The sequence below is a fragment of the Bacillus sp. 01N45 genome (assembly GCF_056399205.1).
In genome coordinates this window covers 48,385-69,858 of the sequence record NZ_JBFTQW010000018.1, presented here as the reverse complement: position 1 = coordinate 69,858, position 21,474 = coordinate 48,385, and the positions used below count along the sequence as shown (strand labels likewise).

The window sequence follows — 21,474 nt, the reverse complement described above, 5'->3', positions numbered from 1 at the left end:
GGACTGTCCTTCTTGTCGTACACACCATGATAGGGATATTAACGCAAGTATTAATCTAAAGAATGAAGCGATAAGGCTTCTAACCGCAAGGACTGCGGGGTTAGCCTAATCAATTAGAGTTCGATAGAACTCTTTACTTAGGAATCCCTCACTTGTAAATGAAGTGAAAGTGGGGGTAGTTCAATTTATAGTACAAAAATTTCACAAGGAAACGAGATGCAATCCATATTAATCGATAAGGTATACAAATTTGCATTTGGCCGAATCAAGGATAAAAAATCTTAATTGTGAGAGCAATTATTTGTAGTTATTTTGTATTTAATTGTTTCCTTGCTATATTAAATCATCTTGTTAAAGAAACGGTGAAAAGATTAATGCAGCATTCTTACTCCATTGAGTTTACCCTATAAAAAAACTTTGTACGGAAAGAAAATTGTATTTGTATCAAAAATATTTAATTCTATTTAGCTCTATGTTTAAATTTTGTGGACCTAAATAAAAATGATGAATACTGGTAGTTTAAATAATTTGAATTTTGAGAGGGCGTAATAAGTTTTTAGAAGGTTGATTTGTAGATTCTGCGACTTGTTTATATACCTGATCAAGTTTTGTCGCGGTATGTTTAAATGTAAAGTTTTCTTCCACAACCTTTCTACCGTTTTCAGCAATCCATTGGGCAAATTCTCGTTGAGATAACAAAGCATTGACAAGTCTGGCAAACTCTAATGGGTTATCATACTGTTCTATTAGGCATCCGTTATATTCATCTGTTATAACTTCAGCATTTCCCCCACGATTTGTTGTAATAATTGGGATTCCAGCAGCCATTGCTTCATAATGAACACGTGCCAGTGGTTCGTTCCATTGTGAGCTACATATAAATATATCCCCCATTAGAAAAATATTATGAATTTGATCTGCAGGAATAAATTTGGTGAAAATTACGTGTTCTTTAATTGGCCTAGCCATTTTATATAGTCTTTTAACATATTTATTTACTCGGTTATCACTAAACCATTTACCACCAACAATTACAAGTACCGTATCCTTATGTGTTTGAATAATTTTCTTCATAGCATGAATGAGTATGTCAGGTCCTTTATTTTTGCATAATCGGCCAACAAATAGAATCACCTTTTTATTTTGTATACCATATTTTTTACGAAATGTATTTCTTATCTTTTGTCCTGTTGGTGTCCAGATGGAGGGAGATTGTTTTAAATTAACACCAGAGTAGAGAATGGAAATCTTTTCTTCAGCTTGTGGAAATCTTTCAATCACAGTTTGTTTAATATAGTTACTAACGGTCACAATGGCGGTAACCATTTCAATAATAAGATTGCCTTCATAAATGGATAGTTTATGCTCAGCAAACATATCGTTATGAAGACCTAATACAAACTTACTGTGTGGAGAAGCTTGTTTATATAGAGGTATATTTTTAGGGCGATTAAAGACATGTATAATATCAAAGGTATTGGTTTGGAGTGTTCTTATAACATGCTGTTCATATTCTTTTTGAGGAAAATACACGTAATTGACATTATCTTGTGTTTTTTGATTTGGAAGACCTGGATCTGAAATAGAGAAAATAGTAAGTTCATAATCTTGACTTATATAGGGGGACACCCCATCAATCATCATTTGAATTGCTCCACCCTTAATTGCTGGAGATGGTAATTTTTCTGTACATATATATGCAATTTTCATAAATTAATCCCCTTTGTATAGTTGTTTTATATAATGAAATTCTGCTTCCAATCCATCGGATAGAGAAACTGTTGGAGAATATTGTAGTAATGTACTGGCCTTAGATATATCTGCCCATGTTTGCTTCGGTTCTCCAGGAACTGATTTTAGAAATTTTTTGGTTGCTGATTTCCCTGATATTTTTTCTAACATAGAAATGATGTCTAAAATGGATGCTTGTTCTTTTCCGCCGATATTGATAACTTCACCTACTATACTTTTTTTTGTCTCTAAAGCGGCCACCGTTCCTCGTATACAGTCATCAATATAGGTAAAATCACGTGTTTGCGTTCCATCACCAAATATTGTGAGAGGTTTATCTTCTAGCAGTTGTTTAATTAATCTATGAAATGCCATATCAGGACGCTGCTTTGGACCATAAACTGTGAAATATCTTAAAATAACAATTGGTATGTGAAAATTTTTGTGATAAACATGACATAAGTGTTCCCCACTTAATTTGGTAACGCCGTATGGAGATAGGGGGGTAGGTAATAAATCTTCAGAAACTGCGCCAGATTTTTCACCATAAACAGAAGATGTTGATATATGAATAAATTTATCTAATTTTATGTGTTTACAGGCTTCAAGCAACTGCTGTGTAACCATTATATTATTTGAAACATAAGACTGAAAATCTTTTCCCCAACTTGTTCTCACACCAGGAATAGCAGCTAGATGATAAACAACATCTATATCCTGTAATAGTTTTGATAAATCTGTATTTGAAATATCTTCTTGTATGAATTGAAAACGTGAATTCAATTTGAGAGATTGTATATTGTCTGTCTTTAAAGTGGCTGGAGTAGGACCGATGAAATAATCAATTCCAACTACATGATATGCACTATTTTTAAGTAACGCTTGACATAAATGTGAACCAATGAAACCAGCGGCTCCTGTTACAAGTATTTTCATGACCGACCCACTCCAATATATTGTAATTCGTATTTTTCTATTTCATCTTTTTCAATGCAATTGCGTCCATCTACGATTGTGCATCCCCTCATAACTTGTTTGACTTGTTTCCAATTAAGTGTTTTAAATTCATCCCATTCCGTTGCGATAATAATGCAATCAGAATTTGTAATTGAAGATTCTAGGTTATCATGCTGTGTAACTTGTCTTTTTAAATGTGGGGGAAGAAGAGCTTTGGGGTCATAAGCATGTAGATCATAGCCATGAGGAATTAATTTTTCAAGGAGTATTACGGCAAGAGAGCTACGAATATCATCAGTATTTGGCTTAAAGGCAATTCCTAACACCGTTATTTTTTTTAAAAAGGGTTCTTTTATAGCTTTTTGAATTTTTTCAACATAGAGATCTATTTGTGTGGAGTTAATGGATTGTACAGCTTGTAAAATAGGAACTGCTACGTGCCTATCATTTGCTGTATAGATGAGTGAATGTAAATCTTTTGGGAAGCATGATCCTCCATATCCCATTCCCGCCTGAAGAAAATGAGGGTTAATTCGAAAGTCATGGCCAATTCCTTTTGCCACCTCAACAATGTCAATGTTATATGCATCACAAATTCGTGCGATTTCATTTATAAATGATATTTTTGTAGCTAAAAATGCATTGGATGTATATTTAATCATCTCTGCTTCATTTAGACCAGTACAAACGAAAGGAGCACTAATTCCTTTATATATATTCTGCATAATTTTTAACGACTTTGTGTCACCATTTTGGATTCCTATAATAGTTCTATCTGGGTTGAGCATATCACGAACAGCAGAACCTTCACGAAGAAATTCGGGATTAGAAACAATATTGAATAGGGATGATGAAACCCCAGATTTAATAAGCTTTTCACATATTTGTTGATTTGTACCTGGTGGAACTGTACTTTTGGTAATAATAGTTTTATACGATGTTATAGCTGGAACTAGTAGATCGATAACAGAATAGATATAATTTAAATCCGTCTTTCCACTTGATGTGGAAGGAGTCCCTACGGCAATAAAAATAATAGGCGATTGTCGAATAGTACTATCAATATCACAACTGAATTGTAATCGTTTTCGATTTTTGTGAATAAGTTCTTTTAAATCAGGTTCATAAATGGGACATTCTCCCTTTTGGAGAGAGGAAATTTTATCTTGATCTTTATCTACGCATATAACATCATGACCTAAGTCTGCTAATACTGCTGCTGATGTAATACCAACATAACCAGAGCCTATAATACATATTTTCATATGCTAATCACCTTTCTAAACTTAGTACTAGTTGTAACAGTATATTGATGGACAAGTTTGATTGGTGACAAGTAAAAGGGCCTATTCATATAAGCAATGAAAGTAGGCAGAAGGTAAAGGCCTCTTTTGATTTCATTATGCGCAGGTACAAAGGGTACTGAATACATTGTTATAAACAATTGAAGGAGAGAGATTAGTGATTAAAAAAGCAATTATTCCAGCAGCTGGTTACGGCACGAGGAGCCTTCCAATTACAAAGGTAATTCCAAAAGAAATGTTTCCTATAGGTAATAAACCGGCGATTCATTATATTGTAGAAGAGGCTGTGAAGTCAGGTGTTGAGCAAATATTAATTGTACTTTCTAGCAGAAAGGATTTAATAGTTGATTACTTTGATCAATCATTAGAATTGGAAGCTTTTTTGGAAAAAGAGAAAAAATCTCATCTGTTAAAAGAGCTTACTATCCCTAAGATTCAAATTCATTATATAAGACAGCCATATGCGAAAGGACTTGGTGAGGCGATAAAATTAGGTGAAACATTTATTGGTAATGAACCTTTTGCTGTACTCTTACCAGATGATATTGTAGTTTCGGATAAAGAAACCGCTTTAAGCCAGTTAATTAAAATTTATAAAGATAAGAAAAATAGTGTTATAGGCATTCATAGGGTACCAAATGAATGTGTAGAAAAGTATGGTATTATTGAAGGGAATATTGTAAAAGAAGATTGTATAGATGTTACAAATATTGTTGAAAAACCAAAAGTAAACCCTCCATCTAATCTTGCAGTAATTGGTAGATATGTTTTCACACCGGATATTTTTCCATTATTAAAAAAGCTTCAACCTGGTGTTGGGGGGGAATATCAATTAACAGATGCGATACATTCTTTAATTATGACTAAAAAAGTATATGGAAAAATGATTGAAGGGAAACGATTTGATATTGGACAAGAAGATGAATATATGCAGCTTCTTAACCTTTTATATGCAAAAAATAAAGTAAGTAAGGATTGATTTATGGAAAAGGATTTAACCAATATCCATTTTAGATTAACAAGCAATTCCTGAAGATTTGATAAAACATATGTAAAAGTTAAGGGGAATGAGGAATATTTATGTCGTACCTCTGAGTCAGTAGGGAGTGGGGGGGAAACCGACTTTTACTAATAAAAAAGAAAAAATCATATGACTGCAGAGCTTTTTTTTAGTCTAGCGGTCTTTTCGTATTTCTTAGCTTTATGCAATTAGAATAGGACAGAATGCGCATTAATTTATTATAATTGGAAATACAAAAAAGAGAAAAGATAACAGACGGCATCTCAATCAGCTAAATAAAATATCTAAATTACAATACGAGTTTCATAAGACTCTTTTTAGGTTTTATATGTCCAAAGAGTTGTACAGGTATAGATAAGGAAAGCATCCATAACGGATGATTTTTTCTTTTTTATATAAAAACTACACATTAACCGGTTTTAATGGATATATTAGTTATAGTTGGGGAGAATCATCATATAAATGATATTGAACGGTTTCCAACATGTTCCCCTATATTTTTCAAAAGAGAGCACTTATTGGGAGAGTGCTCTCTTTTGTTCTCACTTTTTGGTAAGGACAAGCATATATTGAATTGAAGGACAGGTTTATAGGTTTGTAACTCATTTTAATTTCAATGCCCATTGAAAAATACTTCTCACATTAAGAGAGTCCCTACTGGCGCAGGTGCTTTCTTTTTAATGAAAAAAATGAACATTTGAGTAGATAATACTTCTGTGAACTACCTGCCACTTAACGTCTTAACGGACTGTTTGAAGTGGGGACATCTCGGTTAATCATTACTTTTGATAGCTAACGAATTTGTCCTAAGACAGCCGAGCTAACTTGTTTTGTCTTCTAAGTCAATAAAAAACTTCTTCAATATGTTTTAGTAAAACAATCGGAAATTCTCCTATTGTACAGTGCCTTTTGATATTGATTTAGCTTTAAAGAAAATGATTACAGCTTGTATTTATATTAAAAAGTTCTAATTATAAAATATAAAGTGTTCATTTTAACAAAGTAGTTATTTAGTAAGCATAAAAATAGGAGTGCCTAATGAGCACTCCATAACCAAATGACAACACCTATAAAAGTATATGAGTGGTTTAACTAAATATGTTTTTATTTTTATATTTTAAACAAAATCCTTTCTAAAAATGAAAGAGCGCCCTGGAGAGTGCTCTTTCACCTAAACAAACATTGAAAAAGAATACACGACATTGTATGCGTATTTCTTTCACTTTGGTGTAGTTTTTAAATAAAACAAGCACTTTTCAAAGTGCTCTTTGATCAAGATTTATATAGAAAAAAAGTGCACATGATATTGTATGTATGTTTTTAATGATGGTGCAACTTTGAAACAAAATCTTTATTTAAATTGAATCAATCCCAAGGTGCGCTCCAAGGGGGTGAGAATCGAGAAGTATTACTATGTTGGAAGTAAAGTTATTGCAATTGTCGATTCAATAATATTAACTATTAGGAATTTTAATGGTATAACTAATTATTGATTATAAGTATATATAATTTTAAAGAAATTTAACAAAAACGTAACTTTGTACGTTAAGGTAGTCGGTGCAATTAACTAACGGCTTGATGAAAAAAGAAGCCCTGTATGAAATGTTACAGTGCTTCACTGGGTTGAGTTATGTCATAATACTCACAACGGGTTTTAACATGGATTTAAGGATAAATAAATTGGGGAATGTGTCCAATTATTCTGTAGCGATTATTTTAAACAAAAACGCTATTTGGTATGTAACTAGAAGAGCACTTAGGAAAGTGCCCTTTTGTAAAGACTATTCAATCTAAAAAGAGAGGATACAATATATCATATGTAGTTATGTTTGTTTAATTATGTGTCTTTTATATAAAAATTTTATTTTTTCATAAATAAAGTGGAAAAGACCATGTTAAAAGAATAAGCGAAATAGGTCCGGAAATTGCTCCAACTGGAAAGAAGATTATTGATAATGAAGACTATGCTTTTGGACTGGGTGTTGAAAAAGGTTTTAACTGCCGGTAATTGGAATATTAAGGAATTTCGGCGGGTTATCGTTCACACTTCATGCGGTTTCCAAAAGAATATTTGTCTGTTGTAGTCCTAAGTAACTATGATAGATTTGATTCTAAAAAATATGCTAATGAAATAGCAGAAATTGTTTTAGAAAAGTAAAAAATAGAGGGTAGAAATCAGTATTTAGATTTGCTTTATCCCACGTTGTTTTAGGTGTAATTAATTTTGAGAACGGAAGGCAAGCATAAATTTATGCCTGCCTTTTTAGGTATTAAAATGAATATAGATGTTAATATTCATACAGTTAAAAAATTAATTAGAAATTCTTTGAATATAGATTAATTAATAGCGTTGAATTTTATAATTTTAAAAAAATAATTGTAAAAATAATGTTACATTTTAAAACTAAATATTCTAATTATCAAAATTAATTTTATTGGAAATTGAAATATTAAGTAATATACCTATTGCTATTAAATTGACCATTAAAGAACTTCCACCAAAACTTATAAACGGAAATGGAGTACCCGTAAGAGGAAATAATCCTGTGATACCACCTAAATTTACAACAGATTGCATACCGATCATACATCCTATACCAATTGCTATAAAACTGCCAAAGGGATCTCCACATAATTGTGCAATTTTTAAGGAGCGAAGTACTATAGTCAAAACTCCAGCCAATAGAATAAATACACCAATAAATCCTAGTTCCTCAGAAACTATTGCCATTATAAAATCAGTATGTGGTTCCGGAAGATACCCTGTTTTTTGTATGCTATTTCCAAATCCACGACCAGTGATTCCTCCAGAGCCAATGGCAATAAAAGAATTTACAAGCTGGTATCCATTTCCTTGTGCATCAACAAAGGGATTAAAAATCGTAGTAATACGTGTCTTTTGAACTTCTGACAAACTATATTGAATTAAAAAATATAAAATAGGTAACCACAAAATAGAACCAATAGCAGTTCTTTTGATTAGTAGATTTATATGTATTCCTGAGCAAAGAAATATGCTAAAACCTATACCTAATATTAAAAGTGCTGATCCTAAATTTGGTTGTTTAAAGATAAGAAAAAAAATTGTAGCTAAAAAAAATAAAAGTTTTCCGTTACCACTCCAGCTGTTTTTAGCTTGTTCTTGTCGTAATGCAAAAAAACGGGCTGTTACGAGTATTGTTCCTAATTTAAGAAATTCAGCTGGTTGTATTCCAAAGATCCATGATTGAGCATTATTTACCACTTTTCCTTTCCATAAAACCATAATTAATAAAAAAATCCCACCAACTATAATAAAGATTGAGACTATTCGTTTTTTCCATATTTCATATGGGAGTATGGCACAAACTATTAACCCTATTGCTCCTAAAATTAGCTTTGTTAATTGAGAATCAACAAAATGTCTACTGTTATAACCGTAATGTTGGACAGCGACAATGGAGCTCGCACTATACATCATGATAATACCTAAAGTACATGTTATGAATAGAGGGAGGAGCAATAGATAATCCAGTTTTAATATTTTTTTCATTTTAATATCCTCCTGATTTAAAACAAAACATAATATTGCATTTGCTAATGAATAAAACCTTGTTCTCGTCAATTACTAAATAGGATTTTTGTTTAGGAAAATTCTATCACTTACCCCCTGTTTTCTTACGCAAAAATCCCCCTAATATGTAACTAGGGGGATTCAAAATGGCATGACTAAATAAGGCTTTTTCCCCCTAGTAGAGCTTTGGCACTATACAACGTAAAGTAATGAAAATTCATCACTTAGCTATCTTAAGAAGAGCCTTAACCCGACAATTCCTGTTCTACCCATTGGCGTCTTTCGACATTTTTGGGCAATAGCCTGTGTTTGTATAGGAGCCTCACCTAACAGGTTCAGCGGTATAAATTTTATGTATTTGTTTCGTGTAGCAAGCATAAATATATATTTTTTTCTTGTCAAGTAACCGTATTGCTAAAATTATATGTTTTATAGCGTTATAATCTTTTGAGAAATGTTGTGAGAAAATGTATGTAATCATTCCGTATAAGTACATATTTTAGACTTGTAGTGTATAGTTTGATTAAGTAGTTTAAGCATATAAATTTGATAAACAGTAAAGAAGATTTTAATCATAAAAGAAGATTTTTTTAAGAATGGAATTGAAAGTGAGTTGACAAAAATTAAATTCTGGTTTAAATTTTGAAGTAATTCAATAAACTTTGTTAGGTGAGGCTCCTGTATAGAGAAACGCTGCTGCCCAAAAATGTCGAGAGACGCCAATGGGTCAACAGGAACGGTCGGATTAAGGCCCTTCTTAATGTAGCTGGTTATAAAAACCTATGCTATACAGTGCTAAAACTCAACGAGGGAGTGGTATACGATTTGATAGAAAGGCACCTCTGTGATTTTGGCAGAGCTGTCTTAATAATCATTTATTTGTATTGTGAAAAAACCTTTACTCCTTTTTGAGTAAAGGTTTTTCTGTTTAATTTTATTTATTTTTATCTTGTCTATATTCAAAAAGGAGGTAATTCTAATTAATGAATTGATTGCAATGTAACTATTATTGCTCTAATAAAAAATCTAAGACAGATAAAATAAAACAAAACCACTCATGAAACTCTAGAGTCTCCCTTAGCAATATGAGGAGGAGTTAACATGAAGAAATTATTAAATGAATTACTTGTAACCCAAAATAATTTGGATGCAGAGAAGGTTTTACGTCTTCCTTCGTTTGATGTTGCGCAAGAAGTAAAACGGTTTTCAATTGAAGATCAAGTCGTATTGCTAAATACGATTCCTGTATTAAAAAGCTCTAAAATTCTTCAATATATGAGTGTAGAAGAAAAATATAATATCTTAATTCACTTATCTGAAAATAAAGCTAAAAAGTTACTAACTTTACAACCGATTGATGAATTAGTAGATTTACTGCTAGCGGTTCATCCGGAAAAACAGGCTAAATTAATGGCGTATCTAGATAAAATTACAAAACATAACGTAAAAAAATTGATGACTTTCAAACCTGAAACGGCAGGAAGTCTTGTTACAAGTGATTTTGTTGCAGTTAGAGGAAATTGGTCAGTAAAAATGACATTGAAGTACATTAGGGAACATTCTGAAAATGTAGAATCAATATCGTATAGTTATGTTCTTGATAGTCATGGTTATCTTGTGGGAATCGTTTCCATACATGAGTTATTACTAGCAGCAGATGAAGAGATATTATCTACTATCATGATTCAAGAGGTAATTTCAGTACAAGCTGAAGTTGATCAACAAGAAGTTGTAAAAAAGCTACTGAATTATAATTTAGCAGCAATACCTGTGACAACAGCAAATAATAAAATGATTGGTATTATAACATTTGATGACGTAATGAATGTTATGGAAGCAGAAGCTACAGAAGATATTCAAAAGTTAGGCGGAAGTGAACCATTGAATCAATCTTACTTTGAAGCTAGTATTTGGAGCATTTTCCTAAAACGTCTACCATGGTTATTACTTCTTTTTGTTGCTGAGGCATATACAGGTACAGTATTAAAGTATTTTGAAGACGAAATTGAAACTGTAGTTGCTCTTGCTTTCTTTGTTCCATTATTAGTAGGTACTGGAGGGAATACAGGAACACAGGTTGTAGCAACAATTACTCGTGCAATTGGTATTGGAGAGGTGAAATTTAAAGACATTTTCCGTGTAATGAAAAAAGAATTTGCAATTGGTATGCTTCTTGGACTTGCACTTGGGATAGCTGGGCTCACTCGTGCTTATATGTTAGGAGTTGGAACAGAAGTTGCGCAAGTTGTAGCAATTACTTTATTATTTATTGTTATTTGGGCCTCTCTTGTAGCAGCTGTTTTACCTTTGATTCTAAGAAAATTAAAACTAGATCCTGCAGTTGTTTCAGGTCCATTTATTACAACATTTGTTGACGGAACAGGATTAGTAATTTATTTCATGGTTGCAAAAACGTTATTAAATTTGTAAATATACACTGAAATAAAAACGAAATAGGGAATAAGTATTTTACCTTGATTACTAAAATATAGTGAAGAATTCAGGAATGAGAAGATCAAACACTTTTGTCTTGAGGTAAATAATATTTTAATGGATTTATTGAATGTAATGAATGTTGGAGGATAAAACTATGAAACATCTCAGAAAAATTTTCAAACGAATTTTGCTTCTATTGTCTATTTTCATACTTATCGGAACAGGAATATTATTTGGTACTAGCTATGGCCGAGAGCTTCGCATAACAATGGCTGGGAGTATACTAACTTCTCAGCATCCACAATATGCGAAGTATACATTCCTATCCCAAAAGGAACTAGATAAATTGCAAGATAGAATTAATCATCCAAAATGGTCAAATAGTGATGAGCATATTTATAAAAAAATAGCAGGAAAAAGATTAGAAGAATTTAAAAATCAGCCATTAGAAATTGATGTAGAAACGATTAAAAGTAACAAAGATAGTCGCTTTCTTTTTGAAGGAAAATTAGTTACTATTAGCAATCCCTTCAATGTTAAACTTGTTAGCCATCAAGGAACCCAGGGCGCTAACAGAGGAGAAAAAATTAGCGTAATGGCAAAGCGTAATCATGCACTTGTGGCTGTGAATGCAAGTGGATTTGCTGATGAAACAGGAAGGGGTGGAGGAAATGTTGCAACTGGAATAGTAATAGAAAATGGGAAAGCTATTGATACGAATATGGATAGAAATACCCCTACAATTATTACGGGTTTAACAAAGTTTGGGCAAATGATAACAGGAAATTATTCTACCCAACAACTTTTGGATAAACAAGTCGTTTCAGCAGCAGGATTTATGCCACAGTTAATTGTAAATGGAGAAAAAATGATTACAGAAGGAGACGGTGGTTGGGGTTCTGCCCCACGAAGTATTATGGCCCAAAAAGAAGATGGCACAATTATGTTTCTAGTCATTGACGGTAGACAGAGGCATAGTATAGGGGCTACGTTAAAAGAGTGTCAAGATATTCTATATGAAAAAGGTGCTATAAATGCAATGGCTATGGATGGTGGTTCTTCTGCTACTCTATATTTAGGAGGAAAGGTTATAAATTCACCTTCTACATTATCACATGAAGATCGTTATTTACCTAATGCTTGGGTGGTAACAGCAAATCCGAAACAGAAAATAAGGATGACAATAGATGGGAAAAAAATAGATGCTAAAATACCAGATGAATTTGATATAAATATTTCAACTGATTTATAAATTTCTAAGAAAATGAAGGTTTAATTAAAGTTTAAAGACTAACATCCAAAGAGGTTTTAAATTAATACTTTTACCATTTAATCTATATTAATGAAGTGCTTATAGAAACACTCAATCATATGGAAATTCTTCAAAAAGTTAAAATAAGTATAATGAATGTATACTAATTACATTCATTAAAAATGAAGCATATTACAAAAGAAAAGGGAGTTAAAAAGGACTTAGAAGAAATCAAGGAAAAAAATGGAAAGATTAGCTTATAGTAAATAGAAATTTCTTAGCAAAACCGTTTAAAAACAGTCGCTTTCTTTTTAAACACCTTTACAACTTAAAATAGACATTTAAGTTGTTGTACATGTTTTAATATTGTCGTGGTGTTTAAAAGATGATACAAACGAATCTGAAAGCCTGTTTTTTCGGGATAACTAGATAAAATAAAGAATTTAATATAAAAATCGGTGCTTATTTATAAATATGGTGGGATTAAAATATTATTTCAGATGAATATGAAATAATAGAGGAATGATAGAAATATAAATGGTTTAATCAAATTCTCTAATAAAAAAACATTAAATAACTAGGTATATGATAGATGGTATTATTATTTTAAGAAGACGGTTTCAAAAGAACCGTCTTCTTTTTGTTTCTCTATAAAAAGATGCAGATTAATTAATACCCATCTCTATATTTTATAACTGTAATAGATTTATTTTAAACAGCTTTTTTAGTAGTAGCTATTTTAAAGGTATTACTTCTCATGCTATAAAATTGTAGGCCTAATGAAATAATCATAGAAATTATCGCAAAGTAGATTAGAGCCATAGTCCCCATTCCAAGAGAAATTACTACTCCACCTAATGTGGCACCTACCGAACTTCCTAGATAGTTAATGGAACTATTGAGGGCCACGGCTGCACTTCCATGTTTAGGTTGATAGGATAATAAAATATGTTGCTGTGGTGCTCCTGATGCCCATCCCATTGCTCCCCATATGAAAAATGGTAAGTACTTTATAATTGTTAGATTAATCATTATCGGAATACATACAACTGAGACAGTTAAAATAATTAAAATAAGAGCCATTAAAGTTTTTGGTTTTTTGAAGTAATCAATTAAATATCCAATTGTTATACTTCCAAATAATCCACCCAATCCCCAAGCCCATAAATAAATTGTTAAATCACTTGAGTTATCAAGATCTTGTAGTAATGGAGATAGATAGGTATATAAACCTAAACTTGAAATACTTGCAAAGAATGTTATTAAAACAGTGATAGTAACTCTTTTATCTAAAAACATTGCAAGTCTTTCTTTCATAGCAGGTGGTGCTGTGACTGGAACATGTGGTAGAAACTTAAGAATACTAATAGCAGCGATTAAACTAAGTAGTACCACAAACCACATTGCTGATTGCCAATCAAACTTGTCTGCGATATAAAGGCCTATAGGAACACCTAATACAGTTCCCATACTCATGCCACCGATTGTTAAGCCAAGTGCTCGTCCTTTCTTTTCTACAGGTACTAACATAGTTGAGCCTGCGACAGCTAAAGGAGAAAATAATCCAGCACCAACACCAGCAATTGCCCTTGATATTAAGAATACCGAAAAGTTTGGAGATACTGCAGTTAATGCATTTGCAAGACCAAATATAATTATAGAAATCAATAGAACTTTTTTTATAGGTTTACCCGCTAAGAGAGAAGCAAACAGTGGAGCGGATATTGCATAACATAATGTAAATATACTTACCGCTTGCCCGACTTGGGATGCACTTTTTTGATAGGTATCACTAATTCCAGGAACAAGTCCAGCAATAATATAAGCATCGAATCCCAAGGCAAACATACCAATAGCTAAAAAAATAACTTTTTTCATAGTTTTGCCACCTTTACATTGTCAAGAATAAAATAAATTATCAATCTTATACACTCTAGTTGCTAGTTTTATACAGATAGAGAATGATTATTAAATTTATATATAACTCTATATAGATTGTATTTTCAATTATAATAATTGAGCTATATATAATTATTAAATAATGCCATAGTAATTAAAAAATCTGCAGATTAAATTAAGGGAATATAACATTTGGTAATCATTACTCGTCTAGCTTAAGTAGGTTAATATTAGTATACTTAATGAATGGGATTAAATAAAATGAATAATATTAATGCAAGGGATGAAAAAAACTCATGAGTATTATTAAGTATGAAATTTTTGAATCAGTTATTACAACGGGGAGTTTTACAAAGGCTGCCGAAAAATTAAACATGACGCAATCTGCAGTAAGCCATGCAATTTCTAGCTTAGAAAAGGAATTAGGAACGTCCTTATTCCTAAGAACTGGTCGAACAATTACTTTAACTCCTCATGGCACTAAAGCTTATGAGTATATTGGTCAGATATTAAAAATAAACCGTAAATTAATAGAGACTAATTTTAATAATGAATTATTGCCTAAAACACTGAAGATTGGGGCCTTTACAAGTGTAAAAAAACATATATTACCTCCAATTATGAAAGAATTTAATAAATTGTATCCGTTTATTGAAATTATTATATTTGAGGGAACTTATGATGAAATTCAAGAATGGGTTATTAATAAAGTAATTGACCTGGGATTTACAATTAACGGGGAATTCGGATGTGAATCTGTTCCATTTTGGGAAGATGAGCTAGTTATAGCAACACCAAATGACTTAAAGTTAATTCCTGAAGATTGCTCTTTAAAAGATTTCTTTGATCAAAATAATATTATTATGCCAGCAGCGCCATACAGAAATCAAGTCGAGAAGTTTTTTAATCAGCACAGTATAGAGCCTAGGATTCATTCATATATAAGTGACTGCAATACAATAGTGAAAATGATTGATTTAGGAATAGGTATTTCTATAGGACCAAAGCTATTCTTAAAATCATTTGATAATATAAAAATATATGAATTACCGGATCGACATTATAGAAATATATACATATCTTATAAACATTCTACAGAATTAACCCAAGCAGAAGGCTATTATGTTCAGGAATTTATAAAAATAGCAAGGAACTTATTTTAAGTTCCTTGCTATTTTTTATCCTAATCGTCCAAATCCGCTTTTTTCGTTAAGCAAGACCCTTTTCTCTGAACTGTTATATTTAACTCTATAAAAGCTCGATTTCTTAGAATCAATTTCATTAAGTAATTCCTGTAAGCGAACTGCATCTTTTAGATTTGGAAAACCAAAAGAAGGTTCTTTTTTCAACATAACAAAATCAGTAACATCTTTGACTACATTTATAATTCGTTCTATTTTTCTATCCCCATTATATTCATGTTCAAGGGAATTAAAGTATAACAGTTCTTCAGATTGTGTGCTCGTTTCTGTCCAAATTTTTACTGAATCTTCATACCAGTTTGGTGTGTCATAAGATAGTTGAGCAAAAATTAATTGATTATTAGCACCTTGAAAAACAAAATCTAATTCTCTTCTTCTGAATAAGTTTACAAAACTACTGTATCCTGTCACTACAGCACCATTAATTTCACCCATCACAGAAACGCTATCTGGAATTTCATCTCCAGAGATTGAATAATCAGATTTTACTCCTTGAATATGTCTTAATTGTAATGGTGAATTACCATTGATCCATTGAACAAGATCTAAAGAGTGTATAATTTCACTGATAACTCCTGTTGTAGGTCTATAATCATTAATTCTATTTTTTTCCCATAAGAAGTTGGCACGTACTAATTTTAAATTATTTTCATTTACATATGTTTTTAATAATCGAGCGGCTTGTGAATATCTTGCAACCATATTTAAACAAAAGCCCGATGTGTATTTTAATAGTTTCTCTGCATTTTCTAATTTGAAATTTGGATCAACAAAAGGCTTTTCACATATTACAAATCCGTTGAAATTTTGAATTGAAAATAATACTTCTACATGATTTTCGTCATTAACGGATATTACTAAAATATCTGGTTTAAATAATTCTAAAGCAGATTCGATAGTCGGATAATACACTAAATTAATATCTTTTTGAGATCTTGAAGTATAAGCAATATCAATATCATTATTGTAGAGGTGTGAGATGTTCTGGAAAGCTTCTAAAAACATTTGCCCTGAAAAACCCATTCCAATAATTAAGACTTTCATTTTGGTACGCTCCTATTCTATTGTTTTAAATAATAACTGTTCCCCAGTTTGGAGATAACCTCTTTTTCTATTGAACTCTTCAGCCATTTTACTAGATTGAACAACAATTTTTTGAACATTATTTTCTTTAAACCAATTATGAAAAGCATCCATCATGGCTTCTGCAATTCCTAGGCCACGTTTATCTTTGCTTACTACAAGAGATTGTCCCCAACCAACTCGTCCGTTAAGTGCACCTACCATAGGAGCGCGTAAATCAATTATTCCAATAACACATGTACATATTTTTTCATCTTCATCATATTGACCGACCTGAATCAGTACATTCTCATTTGAAATATTCTCTTTAATCCAATCGCGATAAGCATTTTGCCAGGCCAAATTATCTTCTTCACTTTTTGCTGCATAATGTGTGTCACCACTAGATAATAAAATCTTTCTTAATTCCACTAATTCTTCAGTGTCTTGAATGGTAGCTTTACGAATCAATAATTTTTTTTGCATAATCAAATTTCCTCCTAAAGTTCATTGTGTGATGGATTTGTATTTTTAGGGGTTATAATAACCTGACTAAATACACCTCAATTATTCATGAATCAAAATATTATGATAAATCATTTATACAATCATAAACTTAATTTGAGAATGTATAGTTAATCGTTAAAACTATTAATTTTAAAAACCTAAAAATACCTTTTTTGTAAAATTAGTTTTCACGAGCCAAATATTATCATGACTTAAATATTATATCAATATTAATTTTCTAACTCTTTAGAAATAAATTTTTAAAACAAAAAATTTATTTTCTTGTTAGATAAATAGGTGTAAACACTCTATTTATCAGCTTTTCACTGTTTCTAATCGTATTAAAACTTAAAATTTAATATAAATATATATATATAGGAAGAGTAAAAATATAATTTACCGAAAAAATTTTATTTTTAAAATTTTCGTTTGTTTTTTTTGTGTATTATGCCTATAATGAGAGAGCACCACAGCTTTATTAACATTTTTTTACATTACCCCCTTTAAATTGATAGTTAGAGAACTTATAATTGGAGGCACAATATGTATACAAAAATATTAAATGAAAAACTAGTAGAACTGAAAAAAAGTGGGCAATATCGTGAGTTTGTAACTTTAAATCGAATTCGTGGGCAATATCCTTTAGCTAAGCTAAATGGATTAGAAGATAGTCAGCCTGTTGTTGTTTGGTGCAGTAATGATTACTTAGGAATGTCACAACATCCAGTTGTTGTTGAGGCTATGCATAACGCAATTGATTTATATGGCGCAGGATCAGGTGGTTCTAGAAATATTGGTGGTACACATTACCAATATGAGGCATTGGAGTCATCATTAGCTGAATGGCATGGTAAAGAATCAGCGCTTGTATTCCCGACAGGATATGGATCAAATGATGCAACACTACAGTGTTTACTACGTTTATTTGAAGATTGTATTGTTTTTTCTGATGAGCTTAATCATGCGTCTATAATTAATGGGATACGTAGTACGAAGGTAGAGCGCACAATTTTCAAGCATAATGATACAGAACATTTAGAGCAATTACTCGCATCACAACCATATAATCGACCAAAAGTAATTGTTTTTGAGTCGGTTTATTCTATGGATGGTGACATTGCACCAATTGAAGAAATTGTTAAACTTGCTAAGAAGTATAACGCTTTAACATTCCTTGATGAAGTTCATGCAATTGGTATGTATGGGCCTAGAGGAGCGGGGATAGCTGCTGATTTAGGTATTGCAGATTCAGTTGATATTATCCAAGGGACTATGGCTAAGGGAATTGGTGTTATCGGAGGATATATTACAGGTTCGGGACCAATGATTGATGCAATCCGATCTTTTGCCTCAGGTTTTATATTTACGACTTCACTACCACCAGCTATAGTAGCGGCATGTTATACAAGTGTTGAGCACTTAAAGGTTTCTAAAGTAGAAAGAGATGGTTTACATAAAAAAACAGAAATGTTAAGGAATTCTTTTGAAAGAGCGGGAATTCCAATTATGAATTCAAGTGAGACACATATATTACCAGTTTTAATTGGTGATGCAACAAAGTGTAAAGCGGCTGCACGTCAGTTACTTGAGAAACATAATGTATATTTACAACCAATTAATTCACCAACTGTACCAATTGGGACCGAGAGATTTAGGGTAAACATTACTCCAAATCACACTGAAGAACAAATTATACAATTAACAAATGCACTGACTGAAGTATTTATTGCATTTGATATACCTTTCTTGAAGGAAGAACAAGTCATAGTATAATATTATTATTTTAAATTCCTTATATATAGTTATTTTGATTATAATTTAAATGATATTTTACGATATTAAAATTACATGTGGTTTACTACTTAAAATACCCCCATATAAAAATGGGGTATTTTAAGTAAGGGGGAGTTAATTATGGAAAGTTGTTCTATGTTCGATATTGTAAAAACTAATAATTTATCACCTGTAATTATGGGGACTGAAATGGGTAAGTTAGCTAAAGAATTATTTATTTTAAGACCAGAAGAAGTGAATATTTCAGTTTATGGAAGCTTTAAAAACGTCAAGAATAAACATGAATTACAAATAGCGTTTTTGAAAGGAATATTTAATTTCTCGGAAAAGGATATGTTAAAAAAAGTTCCTTTTAATATTGATAATCGTACTGTAATTAAATTTGTAGAAGAGTATGCAAAAACAAGTTATCCTTATACTGCAAAAATTTCTTTGTTAAATGGAACAGAAAGCATAGAAGTTGTTACATATAAAAATGATGTGGGAAAAATACTTATTTCAGAAATTAATGGTTTTAATGTTAAAATATCAGAAAACAATCCACATCTTTTAGTACGAAATAAAAACAGTTGTAAATTTCTCGCTTTTATAACATCCTTATTCAATGATCATGTAATTAATATTATAAAAATTCATTGTTCATCTCAAAAGATAAATAATATTATGGTCATTGAATTAGATAGATTACCATCGGCTAAAGTAATTGAAAGGATTAATAGTAATCCTTATGTATATAAGACTATGGTGATAAATTGAATTAATTCATAATAATTTTCGCGTTATTCGTTATAGAAGTGCAAAATGAGACCCAAATACTATAATGAATAATGCATAGAAATAAAAACCTCTTGTAAATGTATGGGAAATAATAAAAATTCAGCAATACAAAATTGCTGAATTTTTATTATTTATTCTTTCCTATTCTTCCTAAACTATCTTTAATAGTTGTTTCCCCAAGTTGTGTATATAGCAAAGCTGTATCTTGACTCGTATGACCAAGTTGCTGCATCACTTGTAATGAATCTTTTTCTTCCATATATAATTTATTTGCCAATGTATGTCTTAATTTATGAGGAGACATTCTTTTTCCATAGGCCTTAGTATATTTTTCTACTATATCTTGGATTGCTCTAACTGAAAGAGGTTGTGCAGTATGTTTATATTTCGATAAAAACACATTTTTTAATTCTTTCCCTGGAGCATATTTGTTAGCTCTAATTTCCATATATTTTTCAAGGTCATTCAATGCAATTGGGGTAATCCATACTGAATCTTCTTTATTTCCTTTGCGGATTACATCAATTAGTCTTTCTTTTAGGTTTATATCCTCCATACGAAGATCGGCTAATTCACTTACACGAATACCACTACCAAGAAAAAGGGAGAGGATAGCTACATCACGATCTTTATCTCTTAGGAAATAGAACAACTGATGTTTTGTTAAAGATTTTTCATGTTCGTACTTAACGTAATTCAAAAATTCTTGATCGTCATCATTATGGAATATTTTAGATCTCATACGTTTTGCACGAGCATTTAATGTTTCTTTATCTTTATGTATTTCTATTTTAGCCATTACATTTCTATAAAAATAACATTCTCCATCTTCATTTTCTGATAGGGAGGTAAGGTACTTAAATAAAGACTTTAAGGCCGAAATTTTTCTGTTAACAGAGGAATTTTGCATGTTTTGTTGTAGTTTTAGAAACCTCATAAAGTTCTCAACATCTTTTTTCTTTAAATTCTCCAAATCAGAGAAGGATATGTCTTTAATGGGCTTTAATTCAATAATTTGTTCAGATAATAGCCAATTGAAGAAGACTCTGAAATCATATACATAATTCAGTAGGGTGGAGGGAGAGGCATCATGCAATTCTTTGTACTCCACAAATTCTTCTATGTAAAAGGGCATTTCATTTAAATTTTCGTATAATTTTTTACGATGTACGGATTTTTGACGTTGCTTGCTGTAATCCATAAAAATCACCTCATATACACTATAACAGAAAAATGTATAGAACACAAGTTCGCATTAAATTCAATTTTTACACAAACTTATTTACATAATTAAATTATGGGATTCTAAAATATGCTTGAAATGAAATAAGGATAGTGTAGTCATTCTAATAAAAGTTATAGATAAGCAAGTAATAAATCTGTATTAGGCTATAAAATTAATACAAAAATCACATTTAAAGGTGTGTAAAATAAAACAATTTTTATATATAAATTCATACAAAATGAATATATGAAAACAGTTTAAAAATTGGTATAAAATACGAATTGGTTAATTTAATCATGATTATGAGGAGTTAAATAGATCAACATAAGAAAAAATCTTATAAATTAAAATGTAATTTACTATAAAAATTATTAATGAGTAACTCTGTATTTAATGATTTCTATATAAAGTATGAATTATATAGGTACATACCAATATGCTATGATTTATGCAATTAAGCTCGAAATCCCTAAATACTGTATTAGATTTTTATTTAACTATACTATTGTTCGTAAAATTGGTATTTCGTGCGAAATTTAAATGTTTTTTTATACCCACTTTCCTTTTTTATTCATGCAAACAGAATATATTGTTCTCTTTTCATCAGCAAGTAAATTTATAGTGGCAGATACGTTTACGTTTGCCTATTGGCGTGGATTGTGCAGTTACTAGCAAAGGCACAACCATCATAAAAACTCCATTTAAAATCTGGATAGCTTTCCGGATATCACCGAGACTAACTTATAAAATGAGT

15 protein-coding genes, 1 pseudogene and 2 riboswitches are annotated in these 21,474 nt (G+C 31.0%); of the genes and pseudogenes, 8 read left to right on the top strand and 8 right to left on the bottom strand.

All coding sequences use genetic code 11. The features are described 5' to 3' along the window. Window positions 1-109, top strand: a 109-nt coding sequence (locus AC1DMU_RS27355; protein ID WP_327886445.1) for a zinc ribbon domain-containing protein, incomplete at its 5' end; no start/stop codon positions are given. Between the two features lie 410 nt (window positions 110-519). On the opposite strand, the gene AC1DMU_RS27350 is transcribed toward AC1DMU_RS27355, so the two are convergent. Genes AC1DMU_RS27350 through AC1DMU_RS27340 form a run of 3 tightly spaced genes read right to left on the bottom strand, consistent with a single transcriptional unit; the run spans window position 520 to window position 3,953 of the window. After that, a complete protein-coding gene (locus tag AC1DMU_RS27350) occupies window positions 520-1,710 on the bottom strand; it encodes a glycosyltransferase family 4 protein (protein ID WP_097797294.1) in 1,191 nt (396 codons plus the stop codon). 3 nt (window positions 1,711-1,713) lie between these two features. After that, window positions 1,714-2,667 carry an NAD-dependent epimerase/dehydratase family protein gene (locus AC1DMU_RS27345; RefSeq protein WP_097797295.1) on the bottom strand — a complete coding sequence of 318 codons (954 nt, stop codon included), beginning with the start codon at window positions 2,665-2,667 and terminating at the stop codon, window positions 1,714-1,716. Next, a complete protein-coding gene (locus AC1DMU_RS27340; RefSeq protein WP_097797296.1) occupies window positions 2,664-3,953 on the bottom strand; it encodes a UDP-glucose dehydrogenase family protein in 1,290 nt (429 codons plus the stop codon). The genes AC1DMU_RS27345 and AC1DMU_RS27340 overlap by 4 nt, the downstream gene beginning before the upstream one ends. Window positions 3,954-4,149: 196 nt before the next feature. Between AC1DMU_RS27340 and AC1DMU_RS27335 the strand changes: the two genes are divergently transcribed. Continuing rightward, entirely contained in the window at window positions 4,150-4,971 is an 822-nt protein-coding gene (locus tag AC1DMU_RS27335; protein WP_097797297.1) for a UTP--glucose-1-phosphate uridylyltransferase, read from the top strand. Window positions 4,972-6,895: 1,924 nt separating this feature from the next. Continuing rightward, window positions 6,896-7,171, top strand: a pseudogene (locus AC1DMU_RS27330) (serine hydrolase); the annotation flags it as partial. A gap of 255 nt (window positions 7,172-7,426) precedes the next feature. On the opposite strand, the gene AC1DMU_RS27325 reads toward AC1DMU_RS27330, so the two are convergent. After that, window positions 7,427-8,545, bottom strand: coding sequence for an FtsW/RodA/SpoVE family cell cycle protein (locus tag AC1DMU_RS27325; RefSeq protein ID WP_476941652.1), 1,119 nt, complete (start codon window positions 8,543-8,545; stop codon window positions 7,427-7,429). Between the two features lie 185 nt (window positions 8,546-8,730). Continuing rightward, window positions 8,731-8,907, bottom strand: a riboswitch (M-box (ykoK) riboswitch). A 313-nt stretch (window positions 8,908-9,220) separates the two neighbouring features. Next, window positions 9,221-9,386: riboswitch (M-box (ykoK) riboswitch) on the top strand. Window positions 9,387-9,667: 281 nt separating this feature from the next. On the opposite strand from AC1DMU_RS27325, the gene mgtE reads away from it, so the two are divergent. Next, window positions 9,668-10,996, top strand: coding sequence for a magnesium transporter (mgtE, locus tag AC1DMU_RS27320; RefSeq protein WP_097797301.1), 1,329 nt, complete (start codon window positions 9,668-9,670; stop codon window positions 10,994-10,996). Window positions 10,997-11,156: 160 nt separating this feature from the next. Next, window positions 11,157-12,254 (top strand): phosphodiester glycosidase family protein, encoded by a 1,098-nt coding sequence (locus tag AC1DMU_RS27315; RefSeq protein WP_215559223.1) that lies wholly within the window; start codon window positions 11,157-11,159, stop codon window positions 12,252-12,254. A gap of 711 nt (window positions 12,255-12,965) precedes the next feature. On the opposite strand, the gene AC1DMU_RS27310 is transcribed toward AC1DMU_RS27315, so the two are convergent. After that, window positions 12,966-14,132, bottom strand: a complete 1,167-nt coding sequence (locus AC1DMU_RS27310) for an MFS transporter (RefSeq protein WP_074569851.1) — start codon at window positions 14,130-14,132, stop codon at window positions 12,966-12,968. 317 nt (window positions 14,133-14,449) lie between these two features. Between AC1DMU_RS27310 and AC1DMU_RS27305 the strand changes: the two genes are divergently transcribed. After that, the gene (locus AC1DMU_RS27305; protein WP_088063477.1) at window positions 14,450-15,316 is read left to right on the top strand and encodes a LysR family transcriptional regulator; all 867 of its coding nucleotides are present in this window, start codon (window positions 14,450-14,452) and stop codon (window positions 15,314-15,316) included. 15 nt (window positions 15,317-15,331) lie between these two features. Here AC1DMU_RS27305 and AC1DMU_RS27300 read toward each other — a convergent pair whose 3' ends face one another. Next, window positions 15,332-16,399 (bottom strand): Gfo/Idh/MocA family protein, encoded by a 1,068-nt coding sequence (locus AC1DMU_RS27300; protein ID WP_476941651.1) that lies wholly within the window; start codon window positions 16,397-16,399, stop codon window positions 15,332-15,334. Window positions 16,400-16,411: 12 nt separating this feature from the next. Then, the gene (locus AC1DMU_RS27295) at window positions 16,412-16,903 is read right to left on the bottom strand and encodes a GNAT family N-acetyltransferase (RefSeq protein WP_088063479.1); all 492 of its coding nucleotides are present in this window, start codon (window positions 16,901-16,903) and stop codon (window positions 16,412-16,414) included. Window positions 16,904-17,467: 564 nt separating this feature from the next. Here AC1DMU_RS27295 and hemA point away from each other — a divergent pair. Together hemA and AC1DMU_RS27285 are read left to right on the top strand one after the other, a co-directional pair. After that, a complete protein-coding gene (gene hemA, locus AC1DMU_RS27290; protein ID WP_088063480.1) occupies window positions 17,468-18,697 on the top strand; it encodes a 5-aminolevulinate synthase in 1,230 nt (409 codons plus the stop codon). A 141-nt stretch (window positions 18,698-18,838) separates the two neighbouring features. Continuing rightward, the gene (locus AC1DMU_RS27285; RefSeq protein WP_088063481.1) at window positions 18,839-19,474 is read left to right on the top strand and encodes an ACT domain-containing protein; all 636 of its coding nucleotides are present in this window, start codon (window positions 18,839-18,841) and stop codon (window positions 19,472-19,474) included. Window positions 19,475-19,622: 148 nt separating this feature from the next. Here the strand turns inward: AC1DMU_RS27285 and xerS are convergent, their stop codons facing one another. Continuing rightward, window positions 19,623-20,696 (bottom strand): tyrosine recombinase XerS, encoded by a 1,074-nt coding sequence (gene xerS, locus AC1DMU_RS27280; protein ID WP_088063482.1) that lies wholly within the window; start codon window positions 20,694-20,696, stop codon window positions 19,623-19,625. Window positions 20,697-21,474 lie beyond the last annotated feature (778 nt).